The organism is Streptomyces sp. NPDC007971 (genome assembly GCF_042958635.1).
In the GTDB taxonomy this organism is placed as follows: Bacteria; Actinomycetota; Actinomycetes; order Streptomycetales; family Streptomycetaceae; genus Streptomyces.
On record NZ_JBIBJK010000017.1, the window covers coordinates 33017 to 59731 of the forward strand.

Annotated in this window: 24 protein-coding genes; 19 read left to right on the forward strand and 5 right to left on the reverse strand. The window is 72.7% G+C overall.

Annotated elements, in window-relative coordinates:
* Positions 1-115 precede the first annotated feature (115 nt).
* Positions 116-1540: an amino acid permease gene (locus tag ACFZCP_RS31355; RefSeq protein WP_391433532.1), complete on the forward strand. Its 1425-nt coding sequence runs from the start codon at positions 116-118 to the stop codon at positions 1538-1540.
* Between the two features lie 3 nt (positions 1541-1543).
* On the opposite strand, the gene ACFZCP_RS31360 is transcribed toward ACFZCP_RS31355, so the two are convergent.
* A complete protein-coding gene (locus tag ACFZCP_RS31360) occupies positions 1544-1960 on the reverse strand; it encodes a GNAT family N-acetyltransferase (protein WP_391433536.1) in 417 nt (138 codons plus the stop codon).
* A gap of 117 nt (positions 1961-2077) precedes the next feature.
* Between ACFZCP_RS31360 and ACFZCP_RS31365 the strand changes: the two genes are divergently transcribed.
* From ACFZCP_RS31365 to ACFZCP_RS31390, 6 genes are all read left to right on the forward strand, one after another.
* Positions 2078-4759 carry a CocE/NonD family hydrolase gene (locus tag ACFZCP_RS31365; protein ID WP_391433539.1) on the forward strand — a complete coding sequence of 894 codons (2682 nt, stop codon included), beginning with the start codon at positions 2078-2080 and terminating at the stop codon, positions 4757-4759.
* Positions 4756-5619, forward strand: coding sequence for an ABC transporter permease (locus tag ACFZCP_RS31370; RefSeq protein WP_391433543.1), 864 nt, complete (start codon positions 4756-4758; stop codon positions 5617-5619). The genes ACFZCP_RS31365 and ACFZCP_RS31370 overlap by 4 nt, the downstream gene beginning before the upstream one ends.
* Positions 5620-5865: 246 nt before the next feature.
* Positions 5866-6285, forward strand: a complete 420-nt coding sequence (locus ACFZCP_RS31375; protein WP_362691470.1) for a hypothetical protein — start codon at positions 5866-5868, stop codon at positions 6283-6285.
* A gap of 454 nt (positions 6286-6739) precedes the next feature.
* Positions 6740-7060 carry a hypothetical protein gene (locus ACFZCP_RS31380; protein WP_362691814.1) on the forward strand — a complete coding sequence of 107 codons (321 nt, stop codon included), beginning with the start codon at positions 6740-6742 and terminating at the stop codon, positions 7058-7060.
* A gap of 65 nt (positions 7061-7125) precedes the next feature.
* A complete protein-coding gene (locus ACFZCP_RS31385; protein WP_391433547.1) occupies positions 7126-7443 on the forward strand; it encodes a hypothetical protein in 318 nt (105 codons plus the stop codon).
* A gap of 83 nt (positions 7444-7526) precedes the next feature.
* Positions 7527-7844, forward strand: a complete 318-nt coding sequence (locus ACFZCP_RS31390; protein WP_391433550.1) for a hypothetical protein — start codon at positions 7527-7529, stop codon at positions 7842-7844.
* Positions 7845-8234: 390 nt separating this feature from the next.
* On the opposite strand, the gene ACFZCP_RS31395 is transcribed toward ACFZCP_RS31390, so the two are convergent.
* Positions 8235-8534: a hypothetical protein gene (locus tag ACFZCP_RS31395; RefSeq protein ID WP_391433553.1), complete on the reverse strand. Its 300-nt coding sequence runs from the start codon at positions 8532-8534 to the stop codon at positions 8235-8237.
* Between the two features lie 400 nt (positions 8535-8934).
* On the opposite strand from ACFZCP_RS31395, the gene ACFZCP_RS31400 reads away from it, so the two are divergent.
* From ACFZCP_RS31400 to ACFZCP_RS31435, 8 genes are all read left to right on the forward strand, one after another.
* Positions 8935-10119 (forward strand): glycosyltransferase, encoded by a 1185-nt coding sequence (locus ACFZCP_RS31400; protein WP_391433555.1) that lies wholly within the window; start codon positions 8935-8937, stop codon positions 10117-10119.
* Positions 10116-11591 carry an exopolysaccharide biosynthesis polyprenyl glycosylphosphotransferase gene (locus tag ACFZCP_RS31405; RefSeq protein WP_391433560.1) on the forward strand — a complete coding sequence of 492 codons (1476 nt, stop codon included), beginning with the start codon at positions 10116-10118 and terminating at the stop codon, positions 11589-11591. Before ACFZCP_RS31400 ends, ACFZCP_RS31405 begins: the two co-directional genes overlap by 4 nt.
* Positions 11592-11597: 6 nt before the next feature.
* Complete coding sequence (locus ACFZCP_RS31410; protein ID WP_391433567.1) at positions 11598-12971, forward strand: O-antigen ligase family protein; 1374 nt, start codon at positions 11598-11600, stop codon at positions 12969-12971.
* Positions 12968-14794: a lipid II flippase MurJ gene (murJ, locus tag ACFZCP_RS31415; protein WP_391433570.1), complete on the forward strand. Its 1827-nt coding sequence runs from the start codon at positions 12968-12970 to the stop codon at positions 14792-14794. Before ACFZCP_RS31410 ends, murJ begins: the two co-directional genes overlap by 4 nt.
* Before the next feature lie 88 nt (positions 14795-14882).
* Positions 14883-15575, forward strand: coding sequence for a polysaccharide deacetylase family protein (locus ACFZCP_RS31420; protein WP_391433969.1), 693 nt, complete (start codon positions 14883-14885; stop codon positions 15573-15575).
* The gene (locus ACFZCP_RS31425) at positions 15572-16702 is read left to right on the forward strand and encodes a glycosyltransferase (protein ID WP_391433573.1); all 1131 of its coding nucleotides are present in this window, start codon (positions 15572-15574) and stop codon (positions 16700-16702) included. Before ACFZCP_RS31420 ends, ACFZCP_RS31425 begins: the two co-directional genes overlap by 4 nt.
* Positions 16703-16709: 7 nt before the next feature.
* Positions 16710-17378: a lipopolysaccharide biosynthesis protein gene (locus ACFZCP_RS31430; RefSeq protein WP_391433577.1), complete on the forward strand. Its 669-nt coding sequence runs from the start codon at positions 16710-16712 to the stop codon at positions 17376-17378.
* Positions 17375-18496, forward strand: coding sequence for a GNAT family N-acetyltransferase (locus ACFZCP_RS31435; RefSeq protein WP_391433580.1), 1122 nt, complete (start codon positions 17375-17377; stop codon positions 18494-18496). The genes ACFZCP_RS31430 and ACFZCP_RS31435 overlap by 4 nt, the downstream gene beginning before the upstream one ends.
* A 183-nt stretch (positions 18497-18679) precedes the next feature.
* Here ACFZCP_RS31435 and ACFZCP_RS31440 read toward each other — a convergent pair whose 3' ends face one another.
* From ACFZCP_RS31440 to ACFZCP_RS31450, 3 genes are all read right to left on the reverse strand, one after another.
* Positions 18680-19972, reverse strand: a complete 1293-nt coding sequence (locus tag ACFZCP_RS31440; RefSeq protein WP_391433583.1) for a glycosyl hydrolase — start codon at positions 19970-19972, stop codon at positions 18680-18682.
* 171 nt (positions 19973-20143) lie between these two features.
* Positions 20144-20797 carry a hypothetical protein gene (locus ACFZCP_RS31445; RefSeq protein ID WP_391433585.1) on the reverse strand — a complete coding sequence of 218 codons (654 nt, stop codon included), beginning with the start codon at positions 20795-20797 and terminating at the stop codon, positions 20144-20146.
* A gap of 421 nt (positions 20798-21218) precedes the next feature.
* Entirely contained in the window at positions 21219-23138 is a 1920-nt protein-coding gene (locus ACFZCP_RS31450; protein ID WP_391433589.1) for an AMP-binding protein, read from the reverse strand.
* 365 nt (positions 23139-23503) lie between these two features.
* Here ACFZCP_RS31450 and ACFZCP_RS31455 point away from each other — a divergent pair, with 365 nt between their 5' ends.
* The 4 genes from ACFZCP_RS31455 (at position 23504) to ACFZCP_RS31470 (ending at position 26653) form a co-directional block, all read left to right on the forward strand.
* Positions 23504-24130, forward strand: coding sequence for a hypothetical protein (locus ACFZCP_RS31455; protein ID WP_391433593.1), 627 nt, complete (start codon positions 23504-23506; stop codon positions 24128-24130).
* A 397-nt stretch (positions 24131-24527) separates the two neighbouring features.
* Positions 24528-25124, forward strand: a complete 597-nt coding sequence (locus tag ACFZCP_RS31460; RefSeq protein WP_391433596.1) for a vitamin K epoxide reductase family protein — start codon at positions 24528-24530, stop codon at positions 25122-25124.
* Positions 25125-25305: 181 nt separating this feature from the next.
* Positions 25306-25803 carry a tyrosinase family oxidase copper chaperone gene (locus tag ACFZCP_RS31465; RefSeq protein ID WP_391433599.1) on the forward strand — a complete coding sequence of 166 codons (498 nt, stop codon included), beginning with the start codon at positions 25306-25308 and terminating at the stop codon, positions 25801-25803.
* Positions 25787-26653, forward strand: a complete 867-nt coding sequence (locus ACFZCP_RS31470; protein ID WP_391433602.1) for a tyrosinase family protein — start codon at positions 25787-25789, stop codon at positions 26651-26653. The genes ACFZCP_RS31465 and ACFZCP_RS31470 overlap by 17 nt, the downstream gene beginning before the upstream one ends.
* Positions 26654-26715: the final 62 nt, after the last annotated feature.

Sequence of the window (26715 nt, forward strand, 5' to 3'; positions counted from 1 at the left end):
TCGGGGTTCTATGCAGCGCCGGGAGCGGACGAAACGAACGTACGACGAGCCGCCGGAGGCGATAGCGCTCCCGACCCCCCAACCCTCATCGCACGAGTCGATCGGAACCCGCCGCATGACCGACACGCTCCGCCCTGTCGAGACGGCCGTCGCAGAAGCTCCTGCGGCCGCCGACAGCCCTCAGAAGCTCAAGCGTTCCATCGGCGTCGTCGGCGGCACCCTGCTGACGCTCTCGTGCGTCACGCCCGCCTCCACGCTCTTCGTGGTCGTCCCCGACCTCTTCGGCTCCCTCGGCACCGCCACCGCCCTGACGATCGCCATCGGCTCCCTCCTCTGTATCGCCGTGGCCTTCTGCTACTCCGAGCTGGGCACCCTCATCCCCAGCGCGGGCGGCGAGTACGCCATGGTGTCGACGATGGCCGGACGGCTCGCGGGCTGGCTCGTCTTCGTACTGTCCCTGCTGGTGGTCATGATCGTGCCACCGGTGATCGCGATGGGCACGGCCGACTATCTGGCGCCCATCGTCCACCTCGACCCGGCGATGACCGGCGCCGGCGTGATGCTGCTCGCCACCCTCGCAGGCCTGCTCGACCTGCGCGCCAACGCCTGGATCACCGGCATCTTCCTGGTCCTGGAGGTCATCGCCGCCGGCGTCGTCGCGATGCTGGGCTTCACGCACAGCCACCGCGGCGTCGGCAGCCTGGTCTCCATGCAGGTGGCAGGCACCGGCGGCCACACCGACACCGTGACGGGAATGCTGGTCGTCTCCGGGCTCGCCATCGCCCTCTTCGTCACCCAGGGCTTCTCGACCGCCGTCTACCTCTCCGAGGAGCTGGAGCACCCGCGCCGCAACGTCGCCCGCACGGTGCTGGCCACCCTCGCCATCTCCACCGTGATCATCCTGGTCCCGGTCGCCGCCATCACCATGGGCGCCGGCGACCTCAAGGAGCTGACCGGCGGCGACATCAGCTCCATGGTCACCGCCTGGTCCAACTCCGCGGTCGGCACCTTCGTGAGCCTGTGCGTCGCCCTCGCGATCATCAACGCGGGCATCGTCATGGTCATCCAGAACTCCCGCGTCCTGTTCGCCTCCGCCCGGGACAAGGCCTGGCCCGGCCCGGTCAACACCGTCTTCTCCAAGCTCGGCCGCTTCGGCTCCCCGTGGGTCGCCACGCTCGCGGTCGGCGTCCCCGGCGCGCTGCTCTGCTTCGTCAACCTCGACACCCTGTACGGCGTCACGGGCGTCTCGGTGACCGGGATGTACCTGCTGGTCGCGGTCGCCGCCCTGCTGGCCCGCCGCGGCTCCCACAAGCACACGCAGGCCTGGCGGATGCCGCTGTGGCCCGCGATGCCGCTCCTGCTGGTCGCGGTCCTCGCCTACATCCTCACCCAGCAGGAGGCGAGCTACCTGCTGTGGACCGGCGGCATCACCGCCGTCGCCACCCTCTACTGGGTCTTCTACCTCCGCCCGCGCCGCGACACCCGCTGGCTGGTGTCCATCCCGGAGGACGCGCAGGACGCGCAGGACGCGCAGGCCTGAGGGTCAGCCGAAGTCCCACACCATCACCGTGCACGTCCCGTCGTCCTTGCCGCCCGCACTGCGATACGCGGCAAGGGGGACGTCGTTCCCGGCGTCGACCCCGACCCACATGCCGTAACAGCCCCGCTCCCGGGCCAGGGCGGCGAGGCGCAGCACCAGCGCCCGCCCGATGCCACGGCGCCGGCAGGACTCCGCGACCGCCAGCTCGTACAGGAACATCTCGGTGCCCTTGTCGGGGTGGACGGTCTCGACCCCGCTGACGAAGCCCACCGGGGTGCTGCCGCCGTCCTCGTACGCCAGGAACAGATGGTGCCCGGCGGTGGTGAGGAACCGCTCGGCCCACTCGGTGCGCATGGGGCGGTCGAAGAGATGGCCGGCGGCGGCGACCTCGGTGACGGCGGTGGCGCGGCGAATCTCCATACGGCTTCTCGTACCACGCCCGAAGTACGCGGCGACAGCCTCGTACTCCCCAAGGAGGGGCCGGGGTTCAGCCCGGCGGCCGCATCCGTTGTCGGCGGCGGCCCGTACCGTTGGGGCATGGATCTTCGCGCGCCCTTGCGGGGGCGACAGGGGCAGGGCGCGCCCGCGCTGCGAGGGGTGCTGAAGGGGCCGCGCCGGCTGCTGGCCGCCGCGGCCGCCGTCGTGGTGCTCGCCGGCGCCGGCACCTGGACGGCCGTCGCCTCCGACGGCACGCCGCCGGTGCACCGCAGCGACCGGGTCATGACCATGGCCGACGGGACGCGCATCGACACCTCCTACTTCACCGGCGCCGCCTCGGGCCGCCGCCCCGCCGTGCTGCTGGGGCACGGCTTCGGCGGCACCAAGGACGACGTGCGCGACGAGGCCGAGGACCTCGCCCGCGCCGGGTACGCGGTGCTGACCTGGTCGGCGCGCGGCTTCGGGCACTCCACCGGAAAGATCGGGCTGAACGACCCGCGGCACGAGGTCGCCGACGTCTCCCGGCTCATCGACTGGCTGGCGAAGCAGCCCCAGGTTCGCCTCGACAAGCCGGGCGACCCGCGCGTGGGCATGGCCGGCGGCTCCTACGGCGGCGCGATCTCCCTGCTCGCCGCCGGATACGACCACCGGGTCGACGCCATCGCCCCGGCCATCACCTACTGGAACCTGGCCGACGCGCTGTTCCCGAACGGCGTGTTCAAGAAGCTGTGGGCCGGCATCTTCTTCAACACCGGGGGCGGCTGCGCCAGGTTCGAGGCGGACCTGTGCCGGATGTACGACCGCGTCGCCGAGTCGGGCACGCCGGACGCCGCCGCGCGAAGGCTTCTGCAGGAGCGCTCCCCGTCCGCGGTCGCGGACCGCATCAAGGTGCCCACGCTGCTGGTGCAGGGCCAGACCGACTCCCTGTTCACCCTCGCCCAGGCCGACGCGGCCCAGAAGGCCGTCCGCGCGGGCGGCGCCCCGGTGGACGTCGACTGGATCGCCGGCGGGCACGACGGCGGGGACCTGGAGAGCGCCCGGGTGGAGGGCCGGGTGACGGCCTGGTTCGACCGCTACCTCAAGGGCGACAGATCCGCGGACACCGGGCCGGCCTTCCGGATCACCCGCACCGGAGGCGTCAACTCCACCACCGGCGCCGCCCAGCTGCGCGGCGCGAGCGCCACCGGCTATCCCGGCCTGCACGGCCACCGCCGGACCATCGCCCTGACCGGCCGTGAACAGCACTTCGCCAACCCGGCCGGCGCCAGCCCGCCCGCCCTCTCCGCCCTGCCCGGCCTCGGCGGCTCCGGCAGTCTCGCCCAGCTGTCCGCGCTCGGCGTCGGCGTCTCCCTCGACTTCCCCGGCCAGTACGCGAAGTTCGACTCGGCCCCGCTCGCCACCGGCCTCACGGTCACCGGCTCGCCGACCGTCACCGTCCGTGTCACCTCCACCGGCGACGACGCCGTCCTCTTCGGCAAGGTCTACGACGTCGGCCCCGGCGGCAGGCAGCAGGTGCTGCCCTCCCAGCTGGTCGCACCCCTGCGGGTGACCGGCGCCAGGGCCGGCAAGGACGTCACGATCACCCTCCCGGCGATCGACCACGAGGTCCAGAAGGGACACCGGCTCCGCCTGGTCCTCGCCTCCACCGACCTCGGCTACGCCTCACCGGCCGCCCCGGCGACCTACACCGTCTCCCTCCGGGGAGCCCTGAGCGTGCCCACCGCCCCCGCCGTCACCACTGCGGCCGCACCCCTGCCCGCCTGGGTGTGGTGGCTGCCCGCGGCCGGTGCCGCCCTCGCGCTCGCCCTGCTGCTGACCGCCCGCCGCCGCACGACCGCCCCCGCGCCGGATGCGGAGCTGGCCGAAGTCCCGCTGCAGATAACGGACCTGAGCAAGCGCTACGCCGGGTCCACCGACCGGTACGCGGTGCGCGAGCTGTCCTTCCGCGTGGAGAAGGGCCAGGTCCTCGGCCTGCTCGGGCCCAACGGCGCGGGCAAGACCACCACCCTGCGCATGCTGATGGGCCTGATCAAGCCGGACGGCGGCGAGATCCGCGTCTTCGGCCATGCCATCCGGCCCGGCGCGCCCGTGCTGTCGAGGGTCGGCGCCTTCGTGGAGGGCGCGGGCTTCCTGCCGCACCTGTCCGGCCGGGAGAACCTGGAGCTGTACTGGCGGGCCACCGGCCGCCCGCCCGAGGACGCCCACCTGGACGAGGCCCTGGAGATCGCCGGCCTCGGCGACGCCCTGGCCCGCGCGGTGCGCACCTACTCCCAGGGCATGCGCCAGCGCCTGGCCATCGCCCAGGCCATGCTCGGCCTGCCCGACCTGCTCATCCTGGACGAGCCCACCAACGGCCTCGACCCGCCGCAGATCCGCGAGATGCGCGAGGTGATGATCCGCTACGCGGCCGGCGGCCGCACCGTGATCGTCTCCAGCCATCTGCTCGCCGAGGTCGAGCAGTCCTGCACCCACCTGGTGGTCATGGACCGCGGGCGGCTCGTGCAGGCCGGACCGGTGCAGGAGATCGTGGGCTCCGGCGACACGCTGCTCGTCGGCACCGGCACGTCGGTGGAGGAGCCGGTCGTGGAGAAGGTCGCCGCGCTGCCCGGCATCGCCTCGGCGGTACGCACCGAGGACGGGCTGCTGGTCCGCCTCGAACCGGGCGGCACGGCCGAGCACCTGGTCGTGGAGCTGGTGCGCCTGGAGGTGCCGGTCGCCTCGGTCGGCCCCCACCGGCGCCTGGAAGACGCCTTCCTCACCCTGATCGGAGGTTCCGCATGAGCGCGCTCACCGAGCCCGTCGAGGTCGCCTTCGGCTACCGCGCGGGCCGGACCCTGCCCCTGCGGGTCGAGCTGGCCCGCCAGCTCAGGCGCAGGCGCACGCTGATCATGGGCGGCATCCTGGCCGCCCTGCCGTTCGTCCTGCTGATCGCCTTCGCGATCGGCGGTGACCCGGCGGGCCGCAACGGCCAGGTCACGCTGATGGACACGGCCACCGCGTCCGGCGCCAACTTCGCCGCGGTGAACCTGTTCGTCTCGGCGGGCTTCCTCCTGGTGATCCCGGTCGCCCTGTTCTGCGGGGACACGGTCGCCTCCGAGGCGAGCTGGTCCTCCCTGCGGTATCTGCTCGCCGCGCCCGTGCCCCGGGCCCGCCTGCTGTGGTCCAAGCTCGTCGTGGCGCTCGGGCTCAGTCTCGCCGCCATGGTGCTGCTGCCCGTGGTGGCCCTCGCGGCCGGTACGGCCGCCTACGGCTGGGGCCCGCTGCAGATCCCCACCGGCGGCGCCCTGGACCCGGGAACGGCGGCACAGCGGCTCGTGGTGGTCGTGGCCTACGTCTTCGTGTCCCAACTGGTCACCGCAGGGCTGGCTTTCTGGCTGTCGACCAGGACCGACGCGCCGCTGGGCGCGGTCGGCGGCGCCGTCGGCCTGACCATCGTCGGCAATGTCCTGGACGCCGTCACGGCACTCGGTCACTGGCGCGACTTCCTGCCCGCGCACTGGCAGTTCGCCTGGGCCGACGCGGTCCAGCCGCACCCCGAATGGTCCGGCATGATCCAGGGCACGGCGATCTCCCTCACCTATGCACTCGTGCTGATCGCCCTGGCCTTCCGCGGGTTCGCCCGCAAGGACGTGGTGTCGTAGATGCCCCGCGCACGTGCGGGCGGCAATTTCTCTTTCATTTGAGAATATTGCCGTCCCGTGCTTGACGCACGATACGATGAATTGATTCGCCGACCAGATGTGAATACCTCTGGAATAACCCTGGTAATGCCCTGTTTCACTCCTGTGGCATTCATGCGTATGGAGTAGTGCGCCGCTTTCTGCCGTCTGCGGACTGCTATGTTCTCCATCTGTCGGATCAGAGGTAACTTTCAAGTGAGGTGAATCATGAAGAAGGCAGTTTTCACAACTGCGGCTTTGGCCATCGGTGCGGGGCTTGTGGGTGGTTCCGCTGTGACCGCTTCGGCCGCCGCCCAGGCACCTGCCCATGAGACCGGTCCGCTCGGCCTCATGTCCCAGACCGAGGTGACCCCGGCGCTCGTGCCCGCGGCCGACACCGTGATGCGCGTGGCCCGCAACGGCAACGTCACCAAGGGCAGTGCGTTCGACCAGAACCAGTCGTCGACGGTCACCGGCACGAACAAGGCCGCGAAGATTTCCGGCGTTTACCTGGACGGTATGGGCCGCAACAGTGGCAAGAAGCCTGCAATTCCGGTGAAGAACCCCGTCGGAACCGGTGCCGTTCAGGTCCACCCGCTGAATGGGCCGACCAGTGCCGGGCTCGGCAGCCTGCTCAACCAGGCGTGACGCGTAATCCCCTGGAATTCTGAACTCTGATCCGGTTCTCGTCAGCCGGTGACCGACTGCGCGGTGCCGCGGGACGGTCCCCCCCGGTGGCGGCCCTGGTTCGACCCCCCGTCCGGCGCCCTCGGCGGCACATCCGCCAGAAGCTGGATCCGGACCGAAAAGCTTCGCACCCACTCGGCGCCCGATGCCGTGCCGGGAACCCGCCTTCAAGCCTGTCCGGCCCACTGGCCCCCTCCTTGCCAGTGGGCCGGACGCATGTCCGCATCCACCTCTTCGATCCTTTGTGACGGGGTGAAACGCGCCGCATTGATTGGGGTTCCCCGTATGTACGGGGCCATTCCGCCATCCGGTGGAATCCATCCCGTATGGGCGGTGTCCGCGTGACTTTTCACCGCATATTTCGGTTTCTTGCTATGTAAGCGTGGCCTACCGTGAATTTCAGGAAGGAACCGAGTTGCCCAGGAAGCTCGCGGTCATCACTGCACTCGCCCTTGGCGCTGTCTGCGGCAGCGCTGGCGTTGCCTCAGCCCACTCGAACACGACCAACGTCACCGGCGGTGGCGGCTTTTCGGAGTCCCCGGTCGTCGTGAACGCGCCCCAGCAGGGTGTCGTCGTCGTCAACGGCACGCTCGTCGATGGCCGCTGCATCGCGCCGTGGTCCAACGGTGCCGTCCTCGGCGGCGTCGTTCCGCCGAACTCGCACTACGCCGCCTGCAACACGGCCGCCGTCGACCAGTCGCAGAAGGCCGCATACGCGGGCGGCCTCCTCTTCTGACCCCCTGCTCCGAGTAGTTCCGAGCAGGTGAACCCCCCTAAACGCAGCCCCGGAAAGGCCATCTCATGCGTAACAAGGTTACGGCCCTCTCCGCCCTCGCCGCAGGCATCGTCCTGGCGGCCAGTGGCACCGCCGCAGCCGACAACTGCACGACCGTCAAGGGCGGCGACGGCTTTTCGTCGTCCCCGGTCGTGGTGAACGCTCCTCAGCAGGGCGTTCTCGTCGCAAACGGCGACGCCGTCGACCTCCGCTGCGTCGCGCCGTGGTCCAACGGTGCCGTCCTCGGTGGCGTCGCCGCCCCGAACTCGCACTACGCCGCCTGCAACACGGCCGCTGTCGACCAGTCGCAGAAGGCCGCGTACGTGGGCGGCCTGCTCTTCTGACCCCACGCCCTCCGATCCGTTCGGAGTAGAGCGGACGTCGCAGACGTCCGCTCGCAACCCGCCCTCCATCCGAAAGGCGCATCATGCGTAACAAGGTTACGGCTCTCTCTGCCCTGGCTGCGGGCATCGTCCTCGCGGCCGCCGGCACCGCTGCGGCCGACAACAACACCACCGTCACCGGTGGCAACGGCTTCTCGGAGTCCCCGGTCGTCGTGAACGCGCCCCAGCAGGGGATCGCCGTCGTCAACGGTGCGCTGGTCGATGGCCGTTGCATCGCGCCGTGGTCGAACGGTGCCGTCCTCGGTGGCGTCGTCGCCCCGAACTCGCACTACGCCGCCTGCAACACGGGCACCGTCGACCAGTCGCAGCTCGCCCCGTACGCGGGTGGTCTGCTGTTCTGAGCAGTTCCCCAGCCGGGCGGCCCGTCGAGTTTCGGCGGGCCGCCATCGGCGTTTCTGTGTGGCGAAACATTTCTGCCTCGCGGTACATCACCACATTCTCTGCGCTCCGCACGCCACTGGGTGCGCTCCGGGGAAAGCCCTGAACAATCCGTGTGCCACAGGGCGGGCCCGGAACAATCCGTGCGCTCCACGGAGGGGCGGGCCCGGAACTCCACGGCGGGGCGAGCCCGGAACAATCCGTGCGCTTCTCGACCGGTCCCGAACAATCCGGGTGCTTGTCGGCCGGTCCCGAACAGTCCGTGTGCTCCGCAGCGGGCCCTCAATACGCCAAAGGTCGGCTCCGAGAACTGCGCGGAGCCGACCCGAATCGCCCTGCCGGTAATGCGACTGCTACTTCTTCTTGCCGATCGGAAGTGCGGCGGCGGGCCTGCCGTTGAGGGGATTCGGCAGGGTGCCGCCGAAGACGGGGGTTTTCACGACGCCCGATCGCTTCACGCCCTCCGCCGTGGTCCTGACGTCCCCGGCCAGGGCGCCCGCCGGCAGCGACGTTGCACTGGGGAGGGTGTGGGCGATCGTCTTCCCGTCCTCCAGGATGCCCTGCGCCGGCATGTCCGATGCAAGGGCGGGCGCCGCCGTGCTCGCGATGGCCAGAGTACCGACAAGGACGGCGGCGGCCTTCAGCTTCTTCATCGTGTTCCTTTCAGCGTGGGACCTCGGTTCTTCCGGGCTAACGAGGCAGGGACACCACGGGAAACTCCGGTGAAGGCAAGTTCCCGGAACTCATACGAAAAGACCTGTTGACCAGGGAGGTGGCCGGGCGGGCCACTTATCGGGAATGGCGGCGCAGGAACTTTCATCGGATTATCTTCCCTTTTCTCCTCCATTGGTGTGGTGCACCTCCAAGTGGGTGATCTCCTGCGAGGAATGGCCGCGCTGTACAGGCGTCATTCCGACACAGTTGACGGCTCCGCGGATACATACGGATAAGCGGCTAGTGTTGTCTCCTGAATCCGACGCATTTCTTATCGAACCTACGACCGCACGCCCTGTGCTGGGTTCGGAATTTTTCTTCGGAAGGGAAGCCTCGGTCATGCGCGTCCCCTTTGGTCCCGTCCAGCACCATGCGACTCCGTTCCGTGCGCGAGAGCCGCACGTCCTTCACATCACCCAGCCGGTCGAGGGCGGTGTCGCCCGGTACGTGACGGACCTGGCGGCGGCACAGCTCGACGCGGGGCTGCGCGTCACCGTGGCCTGCCCGCAAGGCGGCACGCTCGCGGACGCCCTGCGCGCGGTGGGCTGCACCGTGCTCCCCTGGCAGGCGTCCCGCGCACCGGGGCCCTGGCTGCCGGGCGAGGTACGGCGGCTGATGCGGCTCGTGCACGACCTGCGTCCCGACGTGGTGCACGCGCACAGTGCGAAGGCGGGGCTCGCGGGGCGCCTCGCCGTGCGCGGTCGGATCCCGACCGTCTTCCAGCCGCACGCGTGGTCGTTCGAGGCCGTGGACGGGGCCATGGCCCGGGCGGCCGTGCGCTGGGAGCGGTTCGGGGCGCGCTGGACGGCGCGTGTCCTGTGCGTGAGCGAGGCGGAACGGCGTACCGGTGAGCAGCACGGCATCGTCGCCCCGTGCCATGTGGTGCCCAACGGCGTCGACACCTGCAGGTTCCGGCCCGAGGGCCCCAGCGCCCGGTCCGGACCGGGGCCGCTCGTCGTGTGCGTGGGACGGCTGTGCCGTCAGAAGGGCCAGGACGTGCTCCTGAGGGCCTGGACCGACGTCGTACGGCAGATGCCCGCGGCCCGGCTGGTGCTGGTCGGCGACGGTCCGGACGCGGGCCGGCTGTACTCCGGCGCGCCCGCGTCGGTGGAGTTCGCCGGTCCGGCGGCGGATGCCGCCCCCTGGTACCGGGCCGCCGACGTCGTGGTGCTCCCCTCGCGCTGGGAGGGCATGGCGCTCGTCCCGCTGGAGGCCATGGCCTGCGCCCGGCCGGTCCTGGTCACGGACGTGGACGGAGCGCGCGAGAGCCTGCCGCCCGGCCACCTGCCCAACTGCCTGGTGCCGCCTGAGGACCCCGACGCGCTGGCGCGGGCGCTGACGGCGCTGCTGCGCCGCGCACCCCTGCGCGCGGCGCTGGGCGCACAGGGCCGTGCCCATGTGCTCGCCGCCCATGACGTGCGCCATGCCGCGGATTCGGTGATCGGTGTGTACCGCGAACTGCTCGGCGTTGTCCCCAGGCCGTTGGCCGTCCCCAACCAGAGCAGGGAGTCCATCACCACATGAGCGCGGAAAGAGCGGAAAGAGCCGTTCCTCCTCCTGCCGGGCAGCCCCGGGTACCGGGGCACGCCGTCTCCGTCCTCGACCTGCCCGGCCCCGTCGCCGGGCGGGCGCCGTCCTTCGGACGGGGCTCCGGTCGTCCGCGGCTTAGCTCCTGGACCCCCCTGCTGCTCGTCGACTCCAGCGGCACCCTGCTGGGCGCGCTGGTCGTGCCCGGGGCTCCCCGCTACCCGCTGCTCATCGCCTTCCTGGCCCTGTGCGTGATCGGCCTGAACCGGCAGGCCTCGCTCTACGACACCTCCGCCGTCCGCGGTGTCCTCGACGAACTGCCCGCCGTCTGCGGGCGGGTCGTCGTCGGCTGGGCGGTGATCGCGGCGGTCTCCCCGCTGCGGCCGCTGCCGATGACGGTGCTCGTCACCGCGTGCGCGGTGCACTGCCTGGTGGCCTGCGTGGGCCGCGGGGCGGTGCACGGACACCGTCGCAGGGTGCTGCAGCACCGGCCCCGTCCCGCTCTGGTGGTCGGTCCGGTCCCGGTGGCCATGCGGGTCGCGACCGCGCTGCAGCGCTGCCCCGACTGCGGAGTGCGGCCGGTGGGCATCGTCGGCGACGCCCCGGAGACCGCCCTCGACACCGGCGAAGGGCCCGTGCTGCCGGTTCTCACCACGGGCGAGGAGGCGCATCGCGCGCTCATCCAGAACAGCGTGGAGACGGTGCTCGTCGTCGGGCCCGCCACCCGCGTGCAGAAGGCCTCCCTGCTCCGGGACCTCGCCGGGGCCGGATGTGCGCTGTGGGAGCTCGATGCCGACGCACCGTCGTTCGACGTCCCCGCTGTGCGGGCACGGGCGGGGCATCTCGCGGGTTTCTCCTCCAGGCTGCTGTGCGAGGGCGCCGGACGGCGGCGCGACAGCGTGGGCAAGCGGATGCTCGACGTGGTGCTCTCCGGCACGCTCCTGCTGCTCGCCGGCCCGGTGCTGCTGATGTGCGCCCTCGTGCTGAGAGCCGTGGAGGGGCCGGGCGTGGTGTTCCGGCAGGAGCGCATCGGCAAGGACGGACGGCCGTTCACGATGCTGAAGTTCCGCACCCACCGGCCCGCCAGCGCGCACGAGTCCGCGACCCGCTGGAGCGTGGCGGACGAGCAGCACATGAGCCGGTTCTGCCATTTTCTGCGCCGCACCTCGCTGGACGAGCTGCTCCAGCTGTGGAACGTCTTCCGCGGCGACATGAGCCTGGTCGGACCGCGGCCCGAACGGCCGTACTTCGTCGCCAAGTTCAGCCAGGCCCATCCCGGCTACCCGGCACGCCACCGGATGCGGACCGGCATCACCGGCCTGGCCCAGATCCACGGGCTGCGCGGCGACACCTCGATCGAGGACCGGTGCCGCTTCGACAACGCCTACATCGACAACTGGTCGCTGTGGCAGGACGTCTGCATTCTGGTGCGTACGGCAGCCCTCTTCCTGCGGCCCACGGGGAGCTGAGCGCCGGTGACCACTCCCACGGCAGCCTCGCCCCCGCGGCCGCTGCCGCTGCCGGTGCTGCGCCGGGCCGGCTCCGTCCTGCCCGTGGTGGCGGTCGTCGCCCTGCTGGGGCTGCCGGTCGCGCCGGACAGCAGGGTCACACCCGCCGACGCGGCCTCGGGCCTGCTCGTGCTGTGGGCCCTCGTCCACACCGTTCGGCAGGCGCGGCGCCCGCTGACGCGGACCGCCGCGGTCGTCCTCGGGCTGCCCGTGGTGGGCCTCGCGGTCGCCGCGAGCGGGGCCGCGACGCCCGGCGACGCCCTGACCGGACTGGCCCGCCATCTGCAGGTGTTCGTGCTCGTCCCGATCGCGGTGGTGCTGCTGGTGCGGGACCGGCGCGACGCCCGGCTGCTGCTGTGGTCCCTGGTCGGCCTCGCGCTGTGGCAGGGCACGGTCGGGGTGCACCAGTACCTCACCGGCACCGGTGCCTCGTACCAGGGCACCTACATCCGGGCGGTGGGCACCTTCGGGCCGGCCGACGTGATGGGGATGGCGACGGTCGTCGCGTTCGGAGTGGTGGTGGCGACCGGCCTGGCCCTCGGAACGAAAAGGCGCCGGCAGCAGGTCCTGGCGACCGGGTGCGCGCTGGCGCTGCTCGTGCCGCTCGCGCTGTCCTTCAGCCGGGGTGCCTGGATCGCCACGGCCGCCGGATGCGGGGCGCAGCTGCTGCTCGCCGGGGTGCGTCGGGCGGTGACGGTGTGCGCGGCGGCGGCCGCCGCAGCGCTGCTGCTGGTGGGCGGGTTCGGCGTCGGCAGCGCGGTGCTGCAGGAGCGGCTGACGAGCATCACCCAGGTCGCCGCGGCACCGGACCAGTCGGTCGTCGACCGCTACAGCCTGTGGGCGGCGGCCGTCGACATGTGGCGCGGGCACCCGGTGGCGGGCGTCGGGCTGAAGGCCTTCCCCCAGTACCGGGACGGGCACGCCTCGCTCGCGCTGTCGTCGGGCAGCGACATCGAGGGGGTGGGCTGGGTCTACCGGCGGCAGCCGCTGCTGTCCCCGCACAACATGTACCTGCTGGTCCTCAGCGAACAGGGGCTGCTGGGCGTGCTCACGACGGTGGGCAGCTGGCTCGCGCTGCTGGTCTGCGCGCTGCGGCGGCTGCGCCGGGCCGGGCGTGCCCGGGACTGTGCCATCGCGGCCTGTGGGCTGCTGCTGTGGCAGCTCGTGGACTTCCTCTATGCCGACATCGGGGGACCCTCCACCATCCTGACGGCGGTGGTCTTCGGCGTGTGCGCCTGGTGGGCGCTGGCCCGTGACGCGGCGCCGGCGCCCACGCCGACGGGCGCGCCTGCGGGTACGCCGACGGGCGCGCGGGCGACCGTGCAAGCGGGTGCGCGATGAGGCCCGCGTCCGCGGCGACCGGAGCCGCGTCCGGTCCGGCGACCGCTGCCGACGGGGCTTGTGCTGCCAAGAGCGCTTCTGCGGCTGACAGTGCTCCTGCTGCCGAGGGTGCTTCTGCGGCTGGCGGTGTTCCTGCTGCCGAGGGTGCTTCTGCGCCCGACGGTGCTCCTGCTGCCGACGGGCACCTGGATCCGGCCGCCGCCGACCGGACGGTGGCCGACCGGACCGGCGCCGACCGGACGGGCGCTTCCTCGGGCCGATTCCTCGCGCGGGCGACCCTGCTGTCCGCCCTGCTGTCCGTGGCCGGATCGCTGCTCGGGCTCGGGCGGGACCAGGCGCTCGCGCATCTCTTCGGTGCCGGTGCGGGCACCGACGCGTTCCTCGTGGCCTGGACCGTGCCGGAGATGGCGTCGACGCTGCTGATCGAGGACGGGATGGCGTTCGTGCTCGTACCCGCGTTCAGCGTCGCTCTGGCGCGGCGGGCGGCCGGGAGCGTCGCCCGCGACCCGGTGCGCGCGCTGGTCGCCGCCTCGCTGCCGCGGCTGTGCCTCGCCTTCGCCGCCATGGCCGTCCTGCTCGCGGCCGGGGCACCCGCCCTGGTCGGCGTCCTCGCGCCCGGACTGCCCGACCCGTCCCTCGCCGTGGCCTGTACCCGGCTGACCGCGACCTGTGTGTTCAGCTTCGGGCTGGCCGGGTACTGCAGTGCCGCGCTGCGCGCCCACCGCACGTTTCTCGCCCCGGGGGCGATCTACGTCGCCTACAACATCGCGATCATCGCCACGATGGTCGTTCTCGGCGACCGCTGGGGCGTGCGGTCGGCGGCCCTCGGTGTCGCCGTCGGCGGGTTCCTGATGGCCGCCGTGCAGGCTCCGTCCCTGTGGCGCCGGCTCGCCGAACGGCCCGAGCGGCCCGCCGCCGCGCGCGGCCAGGACGGCGAACGGCCGCTGACGCTCGCCCTCGTCTCCGCGGTCCTGCTCTTCGCCCTGTGCCGCCAGTCGCAGGTGCTCATCGAGCGCTACTTCGCCTCCGGGCTGCCCGTCGGCGCCATCTCGCACCTCAACTACGCGCAGAAGATCGGGCAGCTGCCCATGTCCCTGGCGCTGATGCTGTGCGTCGTCACCTTCCCCGTGCTGGCGCAGGCCCTCGCCCGGGGCGACACCCGGCGGGCCCGGGAGCGCATCGAACGGGATCTGGTGACGGTGACCTGCATCGCGCTGCTCGGCGCCGCGGTGATCACCGCATGCGCCCCGCAGATCGTCCAGCTCCTCTTCCAGCGCGGCGCCTTCACGGCCGGGGACACCGCCGCGACCGCCGCCGTGCTGCGCGTGTACACGCTGGGGCTGCTCGGCCACACCCTCGTGGGCGCGCTGGTGCGGTCGTACTTCTCGGCGGGCCGCACCACCTGGTACCCCACGGGCGTGATGGCCGTGGGCATGGTCACCAACGCCGTCGTCGGCGCCTGGGCCGTGGGGCCCTGGGGCGCGTGCGGCATCGCCGCGGCCAACTCGGTCGGCATCACCCTCACCGCACTGCTCCTGCTGCGCGGGCTGGGCAGGCACAGCGTCGCCGTCCGGGTCCGCCGCACCGTCGCCGAACTGGCCAAGCCGGTGGCCGCGGCCGTGGGCGCCGCCGGAGCCGGCTTCGTCTGCGCGGGGCGCCTCGCCTCGCCCCCGGCCGCCGTCGGCGCGGCCTGCCTGGTCGTCACCGCCGTCTATCTGCTGCTGGCCTGGGTCCTCGACGTGGCAGGTGCCCGCTCGACGGCCTCCTTCGTCCTTCTCTCCCTCCGACGCTCCCTCACACGATTGGACTCTCATGGTCGTTGATGCCTCCGAACATCCTTCTGCGGCCGTACACGACAGAGCACCGGTCGTACGGGAACGGCTGCGAAGGAGCCCCGCCGCCTGGGTGGCGATGTACCACTCCGTCTCGGACTGTCCCGAGGACCCGTTCAACGTCACGGTTTCCCCGGCCCGTCTCGACCGCCAGCTCGCCTGGCTCACAGGCCGGGGCCTGCGCGGTGTGAGCATGCGCGAGCTGCTCGCCGCCCGGGCCCGGGGAGAGGAGCGCGGGCTGGTAGGGCTCACCTTCGACGACGGGTACGCCGACTTCCGCACCGTCGCGCTGCCCGTGCTGCGCCGCTGGCACAGCGGAGCCACCGTGTTCCCGGTGGTCGGGCGGCTCGGCGCGGAGAACGACTGGGAGGAGTCCGGCCCGCGCAAGCGGCTGCTGGACGCGGACGACATCCGTCATCTGGTGGCCGAGGGCGTCGAGATCGCCTCGCACGGCCTCACGCACATCGACCTCACCCGGGCCCCGGACGACGTCCTGCACGCCGAGGTCCGTGACAGCCGCGCGTTACTCGCCCGGATCACCGGATGCGAGATCGAGGGATTCTGCTACCCGTACGGCATGTTCGACGCCCGCGTCTCGGCCGCCGTGCACAGCGCCGGCTACCGCTACGCCTGCGCCATCGCCCCCGGCCCCGGGAACGCCGGCGACCTGGCGCTGCCCCGCATCCACATCGGCCAGGCCGACACCGCCGTCCGGCTGGAGACGAAGCGCCGGCTGGCCCGTGCCTGGGGACGAGCCCTGGAGACCTCATGAGAGTGCTGCACATCATCACCGGACTCGGAGTGGGGGGAGCCGAGCAGCAACTGCGCCTGCTGCTGCGTCACCTGCCCGCGGAGTGCGACGTGATCACCCTGACCAACGCCGGCCCGGTCGCCGACGGGCTGGCAGCCGACGGCGTCCGCGTCACCGACCTCGGCATGGGCGGCAACCGCGACCTCGGCGCCCTCTTCCGTCTGGCCCGGCACATCCGCGCCGGCCGCTACGACGTGGTGCACACGCATCTGTACCGGGCCTGCGTGTACGGCCGGATCGCCGCGCGCCTCGCCGGGGTCCGGACCGTCGTGGCCACCGAACACTCGCTGTGCGGGACGCGGCTGGAGGGCAGGGCCCTGAACGCGGGCATCCGGGCCCTGTACCTGGCCACCGAGCGCCTCGGCCGTGCCACGGTGGCCGTCTCCCCGACGGTCGCCGCACTGCTCGGCCGCTGGGGCGTGCCCGACGAGCGCATCCACATCGTCCCGAACGGCATCGACGCCCACCGCTTCCGGTTCGACGAGGTGCGCCGCAAGGAGGCCCGCGCGTTCTACGGACTGCCCGAGGACGCCTACGTGGTGGGCGGCGTCGGCCGCCTCGTCACGGCCAAGCGCTTCGACGTGGCCGTACGCGCGGTGGCCCGGCTGCCCGGCGACGTACGGCTGCTGGTGGCCGGCGCCGGGCCCGAGGAGGAGGCGCTGCGGCGCACCGCGCGCGAGCTGGGCGTCGCCGACCGGGTCGTCCTCGCCGGGGAGCTGCCCTACCTGCCGGATCCGGGCAGGGACACGCCCGACCTCCCGGCGCTGCTGTCCGCGATGGACGTGCTCGTCGCGCCCGGCACGGACGAGACGTTCGGACTGGCCGTGCTGGAGGCGCTCGCGGCCGGCCTCCCCGTGCTGTACACGACCGCGCCCGCCCTCGCCGATCTGCCGCCGCACGCGGCTCCGGGCGCCCTGCGCCTGACGGGCGGCGCCGAGGCCTACGCGCGGGAACTGCTGCGGCTGCGCGCGGCAGGCCCCGGCGAACGCACCGTCCCGGACGCCGTGCGGCACTACGACATCGACCGCACCGCCCGGCAGCTGATGGACGTGTACACGGCCGCCCTGTCCGGAACCACCTGGAAGTGAGTCCCCGATGACCGACACCCCCACACCGCGCGTGCGCCTGCACCGCCGCATGCTCGCGCGCGCCGCGCGGCTGTCCACGCTGTGGCTGATCCCGGCCGGCGCACTGCTCGGCGCCGCGGCCGGAGGCGCGTACGGAGTGATGAGACCACCGCAGTACTCGGCGACCGGCTACGTCCTTGCCGTACCGGCCGAGAAGTCGGCGGCCGACCACGCGACCGCAGTCGGGTTCGCGCAGGCCTACGGCCGGGTCGTGACGCAGCTCGCCGTGCTGGGGCAGGCACAGGAGCGCGCGGGCGTGCCGGTGGCGAAGCTGCGCAGGAGCGTGCAGGCCGCCACCTCCCCCGACGCACCGATGATCGCGATCACGGCGACCTCCGGACGGCCCCGCCAGGCCGCCGCCATCGCCAACGCCGTGTCCGGCGCGGTGACCCAGCAGGCCAAGCAGTCCAAGAAGGCCACCGGCATCGAGCTGGTGCGCCTGTCCGCGGCCCTCACCCCCACCGAGCCGTCGTCCGCGTCCCCGGCGCTGACCACGCTCGTCGGCGCGAGCGCCGGAGGCCTGCTGGGCGGCCTCGCGGTGCTGGCCCGGCCCCGGCGCGCGGCGGCGGACGGCGACATGGGCCGGGCGCAACTGCCCGGCCCGGCCCCCGCCGCAGAGGCCCAGGGGGTGCGGTGACGACCGCGATCTGCCGTGCGCCGTCGGTCGAGGTCTGCACCGACGAACACGCCTTCGCGCAACTGGCGGGGGAGTGGAGGCGACTGCACCGGGCCTGCCGGTCGGCGACGCCCTTCCAGAGCCACGCCTGGCTGCACTCGTGGTGGCTGTCGTACGGGACGCGCGGCGGTCTCCGGCTGGTCCTGGTACGGGACCACGGTGAACTGGTGGCCGCCGCACCGCTGATGCGGGTGCACCACCCGCTGCCGGCACTGGTGCCGATCGGCGGTGCCATCTCCGACTTCTGCGACGTGCTCCTCGACGGGACGGCCGAGGCCCGCGGTGCCGAGGCACTGGCCGACGCCCTGGGCGACCTGGCCTGCACCGCCCTGGTCGACTTCCGCGAGGTGCGGCCGGGCGGCGCGGTCGAGCGGATCTACCGCAGCTGGCGCGGCCCGCGCCGGCGGGTGCCCGACTCCGAGTGCCTGGAGCTGCCCGCCCTCCCCATGGGCCAGCTCCTCGGGCGGCTGCCGTCGCAGCGCGCCCAGCGGATCCGCAACAAGATGAACAAACTCGACCGGCTCGGCGTCGAGTGGCGCCTGGTGGGCCACGACGAGACGGACGGTGCGCTACGCCGTCTGATCGAACTGCACCGGTTGCAGTGGCAGGGCCGGAAGGTGACGCCGGAGCATCTGCGGCCGCGGTTCCTGGAACACCTGGTCCGCTCGGCGGTCCCGATGGTCCGTACCGGTGAGGCCGTGGTGCGCGAGTTCGTGCTCGACGGCGCGGTGGTCGGGGTCGATCTGACACTGCTGTCGGAGAGCATGGCGGGCCTGTATCTGTACGGTGTCGACCCGCGGCTGCGGGAGCGCAAGGCCGACATGGCGTCGATGCTGCTGCGCGCCTCCACCGAGCATCTCGTGGCCGAGGGCGGAAGCCGGACCCTGAGCCTGCTGCGCGGCACCGAGCCGTACAAGTACCGCTGGGGCCCGCACAGCGTCGTCAACCAGCGCCTCCTGCTGGCCCGGCGCCGCACCGCGCCGCTGCTCGCTGCCGCCGTCGGCGAGGCCGCCGCGCGGGGCTGGGGCAAGAAGGTCCTGCGCCGGGGCACCACCGCCGGGCCCGCGGAGATCTCGTAGCGCCCGGCGTCGCGGAGATCTCGTCCCGCCCGGGCCTGCGGCGACCTCGCAACGCCCGGGCCCGCGGCGACCTCGCAACGCCCGGGCCCGCGGCGCCTCGTAGCGCCCGGCGTCGCCGCGTCCTCGTGGCGTCGGCGTCATCCGGGCCGAGGGCGCGCGTCTGCCGTCGGTCATGTGGTCGGCCTAGCGCGGGAGTCCGCTCGGCGTGCACGGGCAGTGGGGCGACTGGGCGGGCGTGGCCGGCGGCGTCGGATTCGCAGTCGGATTCGGCGTCGGCGTCGGATTCGGCGTCGGCTGCGGCGCCGGGGGAGACGTGGGTACGGGCGAGGCGGGGACCTGCGCCGGGTCCGTGTCCGGCGCCCGCCGGCCGGCCAGCGCCGCGCGGTAGAGGGCGGACGCCCGGGGATTGGCCGTGCACAGCCACACACCGTGCGGGCAGTAGTCGGTGATCGAGTTGTACAGCGGCGGGTGTTCGTCCATCCACGCGAGCATGCGCAGCATGTAACCCACGTTGTCGCCGTTGCGGTACAGGCCCCATTCGGGATACGAGGTCGGCTTGCCGTGGGCCTTCGCGAAGTCGACGTGGAACTGCAGGCCGTAGCGCTCGGACACCTGCCTGTCGAAGGTGATTCCCTGCGGTTGGTCGTAGGAGTCCATGCCGATGATGTCGACGACGTCGTCACCCGGGTAGCACAGCGGCCACGGAACCGCGTCCGCCCCCCGGTTCGGGGCGAAGTCTAACCTGAACTGCTGTCCGGGCACCGAGCGCATGACGGTGACGATGCGCCGCCAGTACCTCTTCCAGTCCTCGGGCTCGGGGCCGCACCGGTGGGAGTACGTGATGCCGTTCATCTCCCAGCCCAGCACGAGGATCGTGTCCGTCGCCCCCAGATCGACCAGGTGCTGGGCCAGGGCCCGGAAGTGCTGGTCGAACTCTCCGGCCGCCGCGCGCCGCAGCAGCCCCCGGACCTCCGGGTCGGACAGGTGCGCCTCGTTGCGCTCCATCATCGGGACGTTGAGCACCAGGAGCCGGTCGTCCTTGGCCCGCCGCCACTCGGCCCAGCTGTCCAGGAAGCCCGGCGCACCCTCGATGTTGCTCCACCGGTCGCCCGGCAGATACGTGCGCCCCACGCGCACCTCGGAGCCGTCCAGCCAGTCGCTGAGCCCCTGCATGCGTGCCACCCCGAGGGGCCCGTAGTGCAGAAACGCGCCGAACGCGGGCACCCGCGTCGCCTCTTTCGAGGAGGCGGGCGCCCCGCCCGCAGGGCAGGCCGAGGGGGTGGGGCCCGCCGGCCGCGGCGTGGCCGGGGCGCCGGGCGTCGCGGACCGTGCCGCGGGCACGCAGCGCGGCGCGCCCGGGTTCGCTGTCGCGTCCGCCTCGATGTCCGGGCCCGGTACGAGAGCCGCCGATGCCAGTACCCCGGCGGTGATGAACGCCAGTCGTCTGAGGGTGGACCGGCGACGCTCGGACGTCATTCCCACTCCTTCGGTGCGACCGCGCCTCAGGGCTGAGGCACAGCCATATATACGCTCATTGCACCAAATGAGTCGGACGGCTCGACGCCGATCGCCCGCACGGATGATCGGAAAAGAGCCGCAGGGTGCGGGACGCGAGGCGTCCCGCACCCTGCGGTCCGGTTCTGTGTCCTACCGGTGGGATCCGGCCCGGCCGCGCCGGAACAGGACGGTTCCGGCGGCCAGCAGCGCCGCGCTGGCGGCCACGCCGCCGAGCACGTCCCCTGCACCGGTCGAGGCCATCTGCGGAGGCGTGGACACCACAGGGGTCGGCGCCGCGGGCGGTGTCGACGGGGCGACGGGCGTCGGGGTGGCCGGCGGGGTGGTCTTCGGCGGAGCCGGCGTCTTGGTCGGCGGCGGGGTGGGCGACTCCTCGCCGTAGCTGGGCGGCTCGTCCTCGCCGTAGCTCGGGGGCTTGTCCTCGCCGTAGCTGGGCGGCTGGCTCTCGCCGTTGCACCCGCAGGAGGACCCGTCGGCCGGCTTCGAGGGGGTGGGGGTGGCCGTGGCGGTCGGCGCCGCCCGGTGTCCCTTCGTCGCCGTGCTCTGCGCGATCGCGGAGCTGGAGGCCGAGGCGACGCCGTGGGCCGACGAGTCGTCTCCGAACGTGGGCTCCAGGGCATCCGGCTTGCCCAGGGCGCCCAGCGCACCCAAGTCGCTCGCCATCAGGGCGGGCGCGCCCGCTGCCGCAGGCGAACCGGAGTCCGCGGACGCCCATGTGCCGGACAGGGACAGGGCGGTTGTCGCGGCGGCGGCCACGACCAATCCCTTGCTGAGGGTCTGTCGCACTCTCGTTGTCTTTCTCTCAGGGGGAACGGAAAGCCGGTCCCGGAGCCGGATGAAGGGGGCAGCTCCGGAGCCGGTGCGGTACAGGCCCCAGGTCCGTGCCGCTCCGTCGTCACTCGTCGATGCGATCTTGTCGATCACCGTGTTGCGCAGGGTCGTCGCCGGGACCGTGCTGCTGCACACTCACACGCGCCACGACTTGCAGACTGTGAACGACTTGTGGGCGTCCCAAGAAACCCGGACGCGTGAAATGCCGGATAATTCACCCGATCGCCCGCCCCGGCCCGACTTGATCACGCCCAGTGCGGCGTCCCGCCCGGAGGGGCCGTGCCCCGCGCGGCGTCTCGCCGAGGGGGCCATGCCACGCACAGCGTCTCGCCGACGGGGACGGGGACGGGGCCGTGCGGCGTCCCGCCCGGCCGGGTCACGCCCCGTACAGCGCCTCGACCTGCTCCGCGTACGCGGCCGTCACCGCGTGCCGCTTGACCTTCAGGGACGGGGTGAGCAGCCCGTTCTCCTCGCTGAACTCGCCCTCGACCAGGGCGAAGGCACGGATCGACTCGGCACGGGAGACGGCCTCGTTGGCGTAGTCCACGGCCCGCTGTACGTCGGCGCGCATCCGCGGGTCCCGGACCACCTCGGACATCGGTGTGTCCGGGGGCATCCTGCGGACCGACAGCCAGTGGGCGACCGCCTCGGGGTCGAGGGTGACGAGCGCGGCGACGAAGGGGCGCCGGTCGCCGACGACGAGGCACTGCCCGACGGGCGGGCGGCTGCGCAGACGGTCCTCCAGGACGGCCGGAGAGACGTTCTTGCCGCCGGAGGTGACGAGGATGTCCTTCTTGCGGCCGGTGATGGTGAGGTAGCCGTCGTCGTCGAGGGCGCCGAGGTCGCCGGTGGCGAACCAGCCCCCGCTGAGCACCGCGTCCGTGGCCGCCGGGTTGTTCCGGTACGCACCGAAGACCACTGCGCCCTCGATGAGGACCTCCCCGTCGTCGGCGATGCGCACCGCGGTCCCGGGGACCGGCAGGCCGACCGTGCCCGGACGCGGCTTCAGCGGCGGCACGATGGTGGCGGCGGCGCTGGTCTCGGTCAGGCCGTAGCCCTCGTAGACGATGATGCCGGCCGCGCAGAAGAAGAGGTTGAGGCTGCGGTCCAGCGGGGAGCCGCCGCTGATGGCGTAGCGCATCCGGCCGCCGAGTTCCCTGCGGACTCGCCGGTAGACGAGCAGGTCGTACAGCGCCCAGGCGGCGTACAGACCGATCCCGGGTCCCTTGCCCGTGCCGAGGAACCTGTTCAGGTACGCCTCCCCGAAGCGCACCCCGATGCGGTCCGCGCGGTCGAAGGACGCGCCCCGGCCGATCTTCTCGGCGGTGGCCCGCCCGGTGTCGTGGATCTTCTCGAAGAGGTACGGCACGCCGACCAGGAAGGTGGGCCGGAACTCCTTGAGCATCGGGCGCAGTTCACCCGGTTTGATGCTCGGGCAGTGGCCCAGCTCGATCCGGGCCAGCAGACAGGCGATCTGCAGGGTGCGGCCCAGGATGTGGGCGAGCGGAAGGAACAGGAGCGTCGAGGCGACCTGCCCGGTGACCTCCTTGAAGATCGGGTGGAGCAGCTCGACCGTGTTGGCGGCCTCGGCGTACAGGTTCGCGTGGGTGAGCACGCAGCCCTTGGGCCGTCCGGTGGTGCCGGAGGTGTAGCAGATCGTGGCCGCCGTCTCCGGCGCCAGGGCCCTGCGGCGCTCGGTGACCTCCTCGTCGGGCACGTCCCGGCCGAGGGCGGTCAGTTCGGGCAGCGCCTCGTCGTCCAGCCGCCAGACGCGCGGGGGCTCGGGATGGCCGGCCGTGCCGGCGGTGACCGTCGCGGCGTTCCCGGCCGACTCGGCGACGACGAAGCGCGCCCCGGAGTCGCGGACGATCCACTCCACCTGCTCGGCGGAGGAGGTGGCGTATATGGGGACGCTCTGGCCGCCGGCGGCCCAGATCGCGAAGTCCAGCACCGTCCACTCGTAGCGGGTGCGGGACATGACGGCGACCCGGCCGCCGGGTTCGAGGCCGGCGGCGATCAGCCCCTTGGCGGCGGCGGTGACCTCACGGGCGAAGACCGCGGCGGTCACCGGGCGCCAGGCGCCGTTCTCCCGGCGGCGCAGGACCACGGCGCCGGGCGCCTCCTCGGCGTTGGTGAACGGGATGTCGGCGGTGCCGCCGCCCGTGCCGCGGGGCGCCAGAGCAGCGGTGCGCACCTCGCGGACCGTGCCGGTCTCGTCCCTGATCAGCTCGACCCGCGTCCGCGCCGCCAGATCGCCGCGTTGCCGCGCCCGCTTCAGATCCCTGCGTACGCCCATGACGGCTCCCGGTCGCGGCTCGGCCGACGTGCTGCGGTCTCGTGCCCTGGCCCGCCGCGGTCTCATGCCCCGCGGCCCGCCGCGGCAACGGCTCGTCGGCCCACGTCTGCGAAGTCAACCTACTCACGCGTAGGAAATGGTCAATGGGTCCGGCACCGGCGCGTGGGGCGGCGGCGACCTGCGTTGCCCCGAATGGGCGGGCCGTTCACCGAGTCCCCGGGATGGCCGTGACGCATCGTCTGATCAGGGACGATCCAGCGTTCCTGAGGGACGGTCGGGCACGCGGTGCAGGTGATCGGTTGCAGATGGTGGTGGGTGATTTCACGGTGGGCACAAGATCCGACGCACCATCGAAGGGAACCCTCATGCGTGGTCTGTCCGTCCGGCGCATCGCGTCCACCGCACTCTGCGCCGGCCTCCTGGCCGGCGTCACCGGCCCGGCCGCCGTCGCGGCCGACTCCGCCCGCGAGCGCGTCCGTGCGGCGTCCCACGCGCCCGTCCCCGGCGCGGACGCGCTCCTCGTGCAGATCAAGGTCCTCGCCAACCTCGGGATCGTGCTCACCCCGGTCACCGACCTGCTCAACGCGGTGCTCAAGGCCGACAACGGCCAGCTCCCCACCGACCAGGCCACCCAGCTCGTCCAGGCCGCCAAGGACGCCATCGCCAAGGTGACCGCGGCGGCGCCGACGGCCTCGGCCTCGCCGTCCACCTCCGCCAAGGGCGCCGACGACGCCAAGGCGCGGGCGGACCTCGCGAGCGACGCGCTCGCCGCGCTCACCAAGGCGCTGGACACGCTCCTGAAGGCCATCACCTCCGGCGACGCCACCCAGGTCGTCCCGGCGGTCACCGGCGTGCTGACGGGTCTCGTGAACTACCTCGCCGCCCTCCTGCTCTCCGGCGGCCTGCCCGTCCCCAACCTGCCCGGACTCCCGACCCTCCCGACGCTGCCGGGCCTGCCGACGCTGCCCGGGTCGTCCGTCGCGACGTCCTAGCCGTCCGGGCCACGGCGGCGCGGACCGGGCCGAGCCGGATCCCGCAAAGCCGGATCCCGCCGACACGGACCCGCCCTGATGCACCCCACCCTTGCGCCTCGCGCCGTGACGCGTGGCGCCGAGCCGGACCGGGCCGCGTCCAGCCGTTGTGCCCGGCCCGCGTACAGCCGTTGTGCCCGGCCCGCCGCATCGGCTGCCGCAGAGGAAGGAATCGACGCAGGGAACGGCGAGAGAAACGACGGAGGGAACGACGGAGGGCACGACGGAAGGAACGGAACGGCGAGAGGAACACGGTGAAGTCCCTGAAGGCGCCTCAAGGGCGCCGCGAGCGCGTTGCCGGGTGTGACCGCCGCGGCACCGTCGCGCCCGGCCTGCCGGCCCGCGGCCCGGGCGCCTGATGGCGGCGCCGGCACCCCGGGCGGCGGGCGCGGGACGCGGCCTCGCGCTGCTCCTGGTGGTCACGGGCGCGGCCGGGCTGCTGGCCTCCTGGGTCATCACGCTCGACAAGTTCAAGCTGCTGGAGAACCCGAACTTCACGCCCGGCTGCAGCCTGAACCCGGTGGTGTCCTGCGGCAGCGTCATGAAGAGCCCGCAGGCCTCGGCCTTCGGATTCCCCAACCCGATGCTGGGCCTGGTGGCCTACGGCGTCGTGATCTGCGTCGGCGTGAGCCTGCTGGCCGGCGCGGTCTTCCCCCGCTGGTACTGGCTGGCCTTCGGCGCGGGGTGTCTGTTCGGGGTCGGGTTCGTCACCTGGCTGCAGCTCCAGTCGCTGTACCGGATCAACGCGCTGTGCCTGTGGTGCTGTCTGGCATGGGTCGCCACGATCCTGCTGTTCTGGTACGTGACGTCCTTCGCCGTCCAGCGGCGGTTCCTGCCCGCGCCGGCCGCGCTGCGGACCTTCTTCGCCGAGTTCACCTGGCTGCCCCCGCTGGTGCACATCGCGATCGTCGGCATGCTGGTCCTGACCCGCTGGTGGGACTTCTGGACCGCCTGACCCTCGCGGCTCCCCGGACATCCCGAACTTCCCTCGTCCACAAGCCCGTTGTCCGGTACACCCGCCGATCCGGCCGCGTCGCGGCATGCGCTCCTGTCACCGGTCCGGCCGCACGGCGGTGACCGGGAGGGCCGCCGGGCGGTTACCGCTGCGGACAACCGAACCGGACGAGGAGCGAACGATGGTCCAAGGAGTCGGCGGAGCGCCGGTCGGCCAACAGCGCGGCACACCGGTCGCGGGCAGAGCACGGTCCCTGGGCAGAACACGGCGGGACGTGACCCGCAGGCTGCTCTCCTCGGCCGTCGCGGCGGCGCTCGCCCCGGTGGCCGCGGCCTGCGCGCGGCCCGAGCCCGCCCCGGACGACGGCCGGCGGGCCACCGCCTTCGACGAGACCTACCGGGGCCGCCGCATCCGCGGCATCGAGGTCCGCACGGCACGGCGGGACGCCGGCGGCCGGTGGGAGGTCACGATCGACGGCCGGCCCCTGCATCTGATGCGCCGCGCCGACGGCAGCTGGCTGAGCATGATCGACCACTACGGCTCGTACCCGACGCCGCTCGCCGCGGCCCGCGGGGCGGTCGACGAGCTGAGTCCCGGAGAGCAACTGCGCGATCTGGCGCCGGGCCCGATGGGCGGGGGGCCGATGCACGGGGGTGGCGAGCATGGCGTACACGCGTAAGAACGTCACCACGCTGACGGCCGCCGAGCGACGACGGTTCGTGGACGCCCTGCTGGAGCTCAAACGGCGCGGCGAGTACGACGAGTTCGTACGGATCCACATCGCCTACAACAAGCCCGACGGCGAGCGCGGGCTGCGCACCGCCCACATGACACCCTCCTTCCTGCCCTGGCACCGCAAGTTCGTGCTGGAGCTGGAGGGGGCGCTGCGCCGGGTGGACCCCTCGGTGACGGTGCCGTACTGGGACTGGACCCGGGACCGCTCGCCCACCGCCGTGCCGTGGACCGACGACCTGCTCGGCGGCAACGGACGGCGTTCGGACCGGCAGGTGATGACCGGCCCGTTCGCCCACCGGGCGGGCCGCTGGAGGATCACGGAGGGCGTGACCACCGCGGAGTTCCTCACCCGCGACCTCGGCAACGCCCGCGCCCCGATCCAGTTGCCGACCCGCGCCGACCTGGACAGGGCGCTGGCCGACCCGGTCTACGACACGGCGCCCTGGGACTCGACGGTCACCAAGGGCTTCCGCAACAGGATGGAGGGCTGGGGAACGGGCCGCGGCAGCGGATCCTGGCACAACCACAACCGGGTGCACCGCTGGGTCGGCGGACTGATGCTCGGCGGCGCCTCCGCCAACGACCCCGTCTTCTGGCTCCACCACTCCTTCGTCGACCTGCAGTGGACCCTGTGGCGGCAGCGGCACGGCAACCCCCGCTACCTCCCGGCCGAGCCACCCGGTGCGCGCGACGCCCAGCACGGCCGGATCGTGTCGCGCCACGAGCGGCTGCCGCCGTGGAACGTGACGCCGGACGAACTGGAGGACACGAGCGCGATCTACCAGTACGTGTGAGGCAGATCCCGGGGGAGGAGCACGCGGGAAGTGCCCCGGCGGCCCCGCCCCCGGCACCACCA

What these genes read in the sequence shown, in the direction of transcription:
- ACFZCP_RS31355 (WP_391433532.1), top strand. Translation starts at nt 116, where the DNA reads ATGACCGACACGCTCCGCCCTGTCGAGACGGCCGTCGCAGAAGCTCCT.
- ACFZCP_RS31360 (WP_391433536.1), bottom strand. Translation starts at nt 1,960, where the DNA reads ATGGAGATTCGCCGCGCCACCGCCGTCACCGAGGTCGCCGCCGCCGGC.
- ACFZCP_RS31365 (WP_391433539.1), top strand. Translation starts at nt 2,078, where the DNA reads ATGGATCTTCGCGCGCCCTTGCGGGGGCGACAGGGGCAGGGCGCGCCC.
- ACFZCP_RS31370 (WP_391433543.1), top strand. Translation starts at nt 4,756, where the DNA reads ATGAGCGCGCTCACCGAGCCCGTCGAGGTCGCCTTCGGCTACCGCGCG.
- ACFZCP_RS31375 (WP_362691470.1), top strand. Translation starts at nt 5,866, where the DNA reads ATGAAGAAGGCAGTTTTCACAACTGCGGCTTTGGCCATCGGTGCGGGG.
- ACFZCP_RS31385 (WP_391433547.1), top strand. Translation starts at nt 7,126, where the DNA reads ATGCGTAACAAGGTTACGGCCCTCTCCGCCCTCGCCGCAGGCATCGTC.
- ACFZCP_RS31390 (WP_391433550.1), top strand. Translation starts at nt 7,527, where the DNA reads ATGCGTAACAAGGTTACGGCTCTCTCTGCCCTGGCTGCGGGCATCGTC.
- ACFZCP_RS31395 (WP_391433553.1), bottom strand. Translation starts at nt 8,534, where the DNA reads ATGAAGAAGCTGAAGGCCGCCGCCGTCCTTGTCGGTACTCTGGCCATC.
- ACFZCP_RS31400 (WP_391433555.1), top strand. Translation starts at nt 8,935, where the DNA reads ATGCGCGTCCCCTTTGGTCCCGTCCAGCACCATGCGACTCCGTTCCGT.
- ACFZCP_RS31405 (WP_391433560.1), top strand. Translation starts at nt 10,116, where the DNA reads ATGAGCGCGGAAAGAGCGGAAAGAGCCGTTCCTCCTCCTGCCGGGCAG.
- murJ (WP_391433570.1), top strand. Translation starts at nt 12,968, where the DNA reads ATGAGGCCCGCGTCCGCGGCGACCGGAGCCGCGTCCGGTCCGGCGACC.
- ACFZCP_RS31420 (WP_391433969.1), top strand. Translation starts at nt 14,883, where the DNA reads ATGTACCACTCCGTCTCGGACTGTCCCGAGGACCCGTTCAACGTCACG.
- ACFZCP_RS31425 (WP_391433573.1), top strand. Translation starts at nt 15,572, where the DNA reads ATGAGAGTGCTGCACATCATCACCGGACTCGGAGTGGGGGGAGCCGAG.
- ACFZCP_RS31430 (WP_391433577.1), top strand. Translation starts at nt 16,710, where the DNA reads ATGACCGACACCCCCACACCGCGCGTGCGCCTGCACCGCCGCATGCTC.
- ACFZCP_RS31440 (WP_391433583.1), bottom strand. Translation starts at nt 19,972, where the DNA reads ATGACGTCCGAGCGTCGCCGGTCCACCCTCAGACGACTGGCGTTCATC.
- ACFZCP_RS31450 (WP_391433589.1), bottom strand. Translation starts at nt 23,138, where the DNA reads ATGGGCGTACGCAGGGATCTGAAGCGGGCGCGGCAACGCGGCGATCTG.
- ACFZCP_RS31455 (WP_391433593.1), top strand. Translation starts at nt 23,504, where the DNA reads ATGCGTGGTCTGTCCGTCCGGCGCATCGCGTCCACCGCACTCTGCGCC.
- ACFZCP_RS31460 (WP_391433596.1), top strand. Translation starts at nt 24,528, where the DNA reads ATGGCGGCGCCGGCACCCCGGGCGGCGGGCGCGGGACGCGGCCTCGCG.
- ACFZCP_RS31465 (WP_391433599.1), top strand. Translation starts at nt 25,306, where the DNA reads ATGGTCCAAGGAGTCGGCGGAGCGCCGGTCGGCCAACAGCGCGGCACA.
- ACFZCP_RS31470 (WP_391433602.1), top strand. Translation starts at nt 25,787, where the DNA reads ATGGCGTACACGCGTAAGAACGTCACCACGCTGACGGCCGCCGAGCGA.